This window comes from Allobosea sp. P1_B10, assembly GCF_056406735.1.
Window position 1 is genome coordinate 1 of the sequence record NZ_JBFTZP010000033.1, and the last position, 6,344, is coordinate 6,344.

4 protein-coding genes and 1 tRNA gene are annotated in these 6,344 nt (G+C 65.8%); all 5 read left to right on the forward strand.

All coding sequences use genetic code 11. The features are described 5' to 3' along the window. Positions 1-85: 85 nt before the first annotated feature. The 5 genes from AC1D2L_RS25645 to AC1D2L_RS25665 all read left to right on the forward strand — a co-directional run bounded on the left by AC1D2L_RS25645 (position 86) and on the right by AC1D2L_RS25665 (position 6,083). Positions 86-162: transfer RNA gene (locus AC1D2L_RS25645), tRNA-Met, on the forward strand. Between the two features lie 563 nt (positions 163-725). Next, positions 726-1,751, forward strand: a complete 1,026-nt coding sequence (locus AC1D2L_RS25650) for an amino acid ABC transporter substrate-binding protein (protein WP_476848718.1) — start codon at positions 726-728, stop codon at positions 1,749-1,751. Between the two features lie 30 nt (positions 1,752-1,781). Next, the gene (locus tag AC1D2L_RS25655; RefSeq protein WP_476848719.1) at positions 1,782-2,909 is read left to right on the forward strand and encodes an amino acid ABC transporter permease; all 1,128 of its coding nucleotides are present in this window, start codon (positions 1,782-1,784) and stop codon (positions 2,907-2,909) included. A gap of 19 nt (positions 2,910-2,928) precedes the next feature. Beyond that, the gene (locus AC1D2L_RS25660; RefSeq protein WP_476848720.1) at positions 2,929-3,999 is read left to right on the forward strand and encodes an amino acid ABC transporter permease; all 1,071 of its coding nucleotides are present in this window, start codon (positions 2,929-2,931) and stop codon (positions 3,997-3,999) included. Continuing rightward, positions 3,996-6,083 (forward strand): chorismate-binding protein, encoded by a 2,088-nt coding sequence (locus tag AC1D2L_RS25665; protein ID WP_476848721.1) that lies wholly within the window; start codon positions 3,996-3,998, stop codon positions 6,081-6,083. Before AC1D2L_RS25660 ends, AC1D2L_RS25665 begins: the two co-directional genes overlap by 4 nt. Positions 6,084-6,344: the final 261 nt, after the last annotated feature.

A 6,344-nucleotide genomic window follows, 5' to 3' on the forward strand; every position in this document is an offset into this window, starting at 1 on the left:
CATATGATAGACAGCGCGCGGCGTTGGAGCGAAAGCTCCAGCGCCGCGTTGCCGTTCAAAGCCCGGCACAAAACCGGCGCCATATCGCGGGGTGGAGCAGCCCGGTAGCTCGTCAGGCTCATAACCTGAAGGTCGTCAGTTCAAATCTGGCCCCCGCAACCAAATCACAAAACACACACAAAACCCCCGCTCGGCGAAAGCCCGCGGGGGTTTTGTGCTAATGGGGCAAGATTGCGTCAGACTTTTCGAAAGCTGCCGCCCGATCGTATCCGACCCTTTTGCGTAGGGCGCACCGACCTACGCCGGCGCATGCCAGCGACACCGAAACTGTCGACGCTCGCAGGCCGGAGCGCGCCGTACTGGCACATCGGAACTTGCTGGCACGAAATCCACGTCTTCCCAGAACCGAAGACGAGTCGTGGCAAGACTTCGCATTTTGCTCGGCCGAAATCGGCTATGCGCGATCAATCGCCGCCCTGTGGCGTGCAGTCATCGGCTGCATCGCGTCTTTAAACGTCGTTCTGGGTCTTGGCATCATGGTACTCGTCTCTCCATGATGGCTGCCGCTCCTCCGGCCGGATGCGCTCGAGTGAATGCCAACGAAGTTGTCGACGCGGAAAAGCCCTGTGTTCCCCGGCAGGCCGCGCCGCTTCCAACATGGCTTGCATCGCCGGAATCAGCTGCCTACAGGTACGCCTCTGCCTCGAGCATTCAGGATTCTTGCCATGGGACTACGTAAACTTGCCATCGCTGCGGCTCTTCTTGTCGTCCCGGCGCTGAGCAGCGCCCAGGCGGCCACGTTCGACACGGTCAAGGCCCGCGGCACGCTCAATTGCGGCGTTGGCGAGAGCTTCGCAGGCTTCTTCGCCGCGGACGCCGCCGGCCGCTGGAGTGGACTCGACGTGGATTTCTGCCGCGCCGTCGCGACTGCCGTCCTGGGTGACCCCGACAAGGTCAAGTTCCTGCCGGCGACCCCCGCCGCGCGCTTTGCCCAGTTGCAATCGGGCCAGGTCGACATCCTGTCCCGCTCCGTGACCTGGAACATGTCGCGAGAGGCCGGGCTCGGGCTCAACTTCCCCGGAGTGACGTTCTTCGACGGCCAGGGCTTCGTCGTCCGCAAATCGGCGGGGATCAAGACCGCCCGCGATCTCGACGGCGCAACCATCTGCACCCAGACCGGAACGACGACGGAACGCAACCTGGCGGACTATTTCCGGCAGCACAGCATGACGTACAAGCCCGTGGTCTTCGAGCAGGCCGACCAGGTCATCGCCGCCTACGAGGCAGAGCGCTGCGATGCGGTCACCACCGACAAGTCCACATTGTCGGCCCGGCTCGGCAAGATGAAGGATCCGAACGCGCATATCATCCTGCCCGAGACGATCTCGAAGGCCGCTAACGGCCCGGTCGTGCGCCAGGGCGACGACGCTTGGGCGAACCTCGTGCGCTGGACCCTCAATGCCCTCATCGCAGGCGAGGAACACGGCGTCACGGCAGCCAAGGTCGATGAACTCGCCAAGAGCGCGACGGATCCCGAAGTTCGCCGCCTGCTCGGCTCCGATGGCGAGCTGGGCAAACTGCTCGGGCTCGACAAGGAATGGGCTGCACGGGTGATCAAGGCCGTGGGCAATTACGGCGAGATGTACGAGCGCAATCTCGGCCCCAAGGCCGCTGTCGTGATCCCGCGCGAAAACAGCCTGAACCGCCTGTGGAGCAATGGTGGATTGCTGTTCTCTCCGTCATTCCAGTGACGGACGACTGGGCTTAGCGGACCTCGAGCAATGGCCGTAGGTTATCAAGGCGGGAGCAAGAGCCTCCTGCGCGGCCGTGCGGTCGAGTATGCCGTCTATGTGGGGACCGGCTGCGTCGTCGCCTTGCTGTCTGTCCTGGCGATCCTGACCCTGCAAGCCCGCGGTATTCACGCGGGCTTCGGGTTTCTCTGGGATACGGCCGGGTTCGACATCGGTTTCGGGCTTATCCCGTTCGACGCGACGAAGAGCTATGCCAGGGCCTTCCTTGTCGGGCTCTTGAACACACTTTTTGTGTCCGCGCTGGCAATCGGGCTGGCGACCATATTCGGGCTTGCCCTTGCCGTCGCCCGTCTCTCCGGCGACGCGCTCTTGCGCAGTATGGCCACGACCGTGACCGAGCTCGTGCGGAATACGCCGCTGCTGCTGCAGCTCCTGGTCTGGTACGGCATGGTTTTCAGTGCCTTGCCACCTGTCCGCCAGTCGATTCATGTTGCCGGCTTCGCCCTGATCAACAATCGCGGGATCGTGGTCGCAACACCGGGCTTCGCGGGGGCCACCCTCGGTTGCCTGGTGGCCGGCGCCGCGCTGGGGCTGGTCGCACTTCTGTCCCGGCGGCTTGCGCAGCCGCTCGGCGTTTCGCCCCGAGCGCTCGGGCTCGCCGCATCGGCAGGAGCGCTGTGCCTGCTTCTCGGCGCCTGTCTCGGTGCCGACTGGGACCTGCCGCGGCAGCGCGGTTTCAATGTCACGGGCGGCCTGACGCTGCCGCCGGAATTTGCGGCACTGGTCTGCGCATTGGCGATCTATGCCGCGGCGTTCATCGGCGAGGCGTTTCGCAGCGGCTTCGTCGCCGTGCCTGCAAGCCAGTGGGAAGCGGCTCAGTCGCTGGGCCTGCGCCGGCTGCCGACATTGCGGTTGATCATTCTGCCGCAGGCGATCCGGGCGGCCCTGCCTGCGCTCGGCAACCAGTTCGTCAACGTCGTGAAGGCGTCGTCGCTCGCAGCCGCCGTGGGCTTCCCAGATCTGATGCAGGTCTTCGGCAAGACCACGCTCAACCAGACCGGTCAGGCCGTCGAGGTCATCGGGATCACGATGGCGGTTTATCTCGTGATCAGCCTGGCGATTTCCGCGCTTGTCCATCGCTGCGGCGCTCCGCGATGACGAACGACGGTCCCCCCTCATGTCCATGACCGTGGCCTCTCCCCCGCCTGCGTCGCGCGCGCAGAGGTCGTGGCGCCCGGGGACAATCGTCCTCCTTGTCGCCATCCTGGCAGTCGGCTTTCTCCTTGGACCGAGGCTGCTGCATTGGGCGGTTCTCGACGCCACGCCGCCCTGGGGCGAAGCTGCCACATGCAACGCCGGCGGCGCCTGCTGGCTGTTCATTCGCGAGCGGCTGCCCCAGTTCATCTATGGCTTCTATCCCGCGCCCGAACGTTGGCGCTTGAATCTCGGCTTTGTGCTGATGCTCGGCTGGCTTGCCCTGCCGCTGGTCCCGGGGTTGCGCCGGCGGGCGATTTGGCTGGTCGCGGGCGCCGGTTTCGGGATTTCGGCGGCCTTCGCGCTTGCGGTAGGCGGGGTGCTCGGCCTCTCCCCGGTCGAGACCGACCAGTGGGGCGGCCTGTTCGTGACGGTCCTCCTCTCGATCACCGCCATGGTCACCTCGTTGCCGGCTGGAATTATCCTGGCGCTCGGGCGCGAGGCTGCGAGCCCGCTGTGGCGCGGACTGGCAAACATTACCGTCGAGGTCATCCGGGGCGTCCCGCTGCTGGCGATTTTGTTCATGGCGGTCGTTCTGCTGCCGCTCTTCCTTCCCGGCGGGGAGGCGATCGGCCTGTTCACGCGCGTCGTGGTAGGGCTGTGCCTCTATGCGGCCGCCTACATGGCTGAGGTGATCCGCGGCGCATTGCGTACGATCCCGCCGGGGCAGGGCGAGGCGGCCCGGTCGCTCGGGCTCGGCTACTGGAGCTGCCTTGGCCTTGTCGTGCTGCCGCAGGTCGTGCGCGCCGCGCTGCCGAACATCGTCAGCACCTTCATCCAGATCCTGAAGGATTCCACCCTGGTGCTCGTCGTCGGAGTGTTCGACCTCCTCGGCGTCGTCCAGCTCACCATCGCCGACCCCAAATGGAACGGCTATTCGGCCGAGGCCTATCTCTTCGCCGGACTGTTCTTCTTCACCATCTGCTTCGGCCTCTCCCGGGTCGCCGCCCGCCTGGAGCGGCATCTCGACTATCAGCGGACATCATCGACGTGACTCACAGCTTCGCTACCCCATCCGGCCTTGTCGTGACGCGCAGCGAGACGCTCGCCAACGCAACCCAGAGCCTCGACGCGTTGATCGACGCACTTGGCACGCGACAGGGACTGCTGCTGCGCTGCAATTTCACCTTCCCCGGCCGCTATCGCCCGGCGTGGATCGGTTTCGTTGACCCGCCGATCCGAATCGCGTTGCGGGCGGACGTTCTGTCGTGTCGCGCCCTGAATGCGCGGGGCGCCGTACTGCTGCCGGCCATCGCCAAGGCGTTTTCCGACGGAGGGATCGCCGATCTCACGGTCGTCCCTGACGCGATCACCGGCCGGCTCGCCACGAGCGAAACGGTCTTCGAGACCCTGCGCAGCCTCGTCTCCGCCTTCGGCTCGAGCGACGCGCATCTCGGCCTGTTCGGGCCCTTCGGTTTCGACATGGCTTTCCATACCCTGCAGTTGCAACGCGACGCCGCGCGCGGAGCGGGGCACGAGGACATGGTGCTCTATCTGCCGGACCTGATCGTCGCGGCCGATCATCCCGAGACCGGGCAGGCGAGAGTGATCGCCTATGATTTTACGCTGGGCCTATCATCGACGCACGGCTTGCCGCGCGCCGGAGCCGAGGCCGAGCCGCCCGGTGCGCCGGCCGGCACGCCTGCGGCCTCCCGCTCCTATGCCGATATGGTCCGCCAGGCGGTCGAAGCCTGTCGCTCGGGCGAGCTCTTCGAAGTCGTCCTTGCGCAGACATTCAGGCGCGAGACCAAGGCGGGGCCCGATGCGCTCTTCCGCCTGCTCGACCGCATCAATCCGAGCCCCTACGAATTCCTGGCGAACCTGGGAAGCGAGGCGCTGGTCGGGGCCTCGCCCGAGATGTTCGTCCGCGTCGATGGCAGCCGCGTCGAAAGCTGCCCGATTTCCGGTACGGTCCGCCGCGGAGGCGACGCGCTGATCGATGCCGAGCGCGCGCTCGAACTGCTCAATTCATCGAAGGCTGCCGCCGAGCTGACGATGTGCACGGATATTGATCGTGACGACAAGGCGGGGCTCTGCGTCCCCGGTTCGGTCCGCCTGCTAGGGCGCCGTCAGATCGAGACCTACTCGCATCTCCTGCATACCGTCGATCACGTCGAGGGCCAGCTCCGTCCCGATCGCGATGCCATCGACGCTTTTCGCGCGCATGTCTGGGCCGTGACGCTGACCGGCGCGCCGCGGCAGGAGGCTATCGCCTTCATCGACGCCAATGAGGGCGCTCCGCGTCGCTGGTATGGCGGCGCCATCGGCCGCCTCGGCTTCGATGGTCGTCTCGACACGGGGATTGTCCTGCGTTCCATGCGGCTTGCAGGCGGCGTCGCCGAGATCGCGGTCGGCGCGACGATCCTGCATTCGTCGGATCCCGAGGACGAAGAGCGCGAGACCCAGACAAAGGCGAGCGCGCTGCTGCGAACGCTCGACATGGCAGCGCAACAGGCCGCGCAGTCGCGCGAGCCAGCCTGCGCGGCAAGGCCAACCCCGGCCGCGATCCCGCTCGCGGTGACGATCCTGGGAGGAGAGCCTTTTGCGCAGTCGTTGCAGGTGCTGTTGGAGACGGCAGGTGGCCAGGTCGTTCGGCGGCCGTTGGTTGCCGGGGCAGGCGGGCTCACGCAGGACGGCGCCTATATCGTGGCGCCCGATCTCTCGGACCGTGGCCTTGCCGATGCACGCGATGCGATCACCCAGCTCCTGGCAGAAGGCCGCCCGGTCCTCGCATTGGGGCATGGCATGGTCGCGCTCGCGCAGGTTTTCGGAGCGGAGGCCACGCTGTCGCAAGCGCCGCGCCACGGCGATCGCGCCCTGGCCGTACCGTCGGCCGGCGCCTCATGGATGCTGCCCGGAGCGACCGAGCCGTTCTCGGTTGGCTGCTACCACCGCTACGTCGTCGCATCCGGCGGGGTTCGGGAGCCGTTGCGGGTGACCGCTCGGAGCGAGGCGGGGGAGGTCCTCGCCGTGGAGCACGCGGCATTGTCGGTCGCTGGACTGCTGTTCCGTCCGGAGTCGCTCCTGACCCAACACGCCGGCGCTCTCATTCGCGAATTCATCACTAGGGCAGGGTGAGCACCAAGAGCCTTGTCGGGCCTGTCCCGAAAATGAATTTGAATGAATCGCAAAAAGGGCTGTTGACGTGATCGGTTGGTTGCCCCTATAACCCGGCCATCGAGACGGCAGCGCCGCTGGCGCCGCCGCCTACTACTGCTTCTCTGAGAATTTAGGCGTCCTAGCCGAGCGATCGGTGGATTGTCTGTCTCTTGATGCCGCTGTTTGAAAATTGAAGACAGAAAGAGAAACGTGGACGGCGATGTTCTTGCGGTTCCGGTC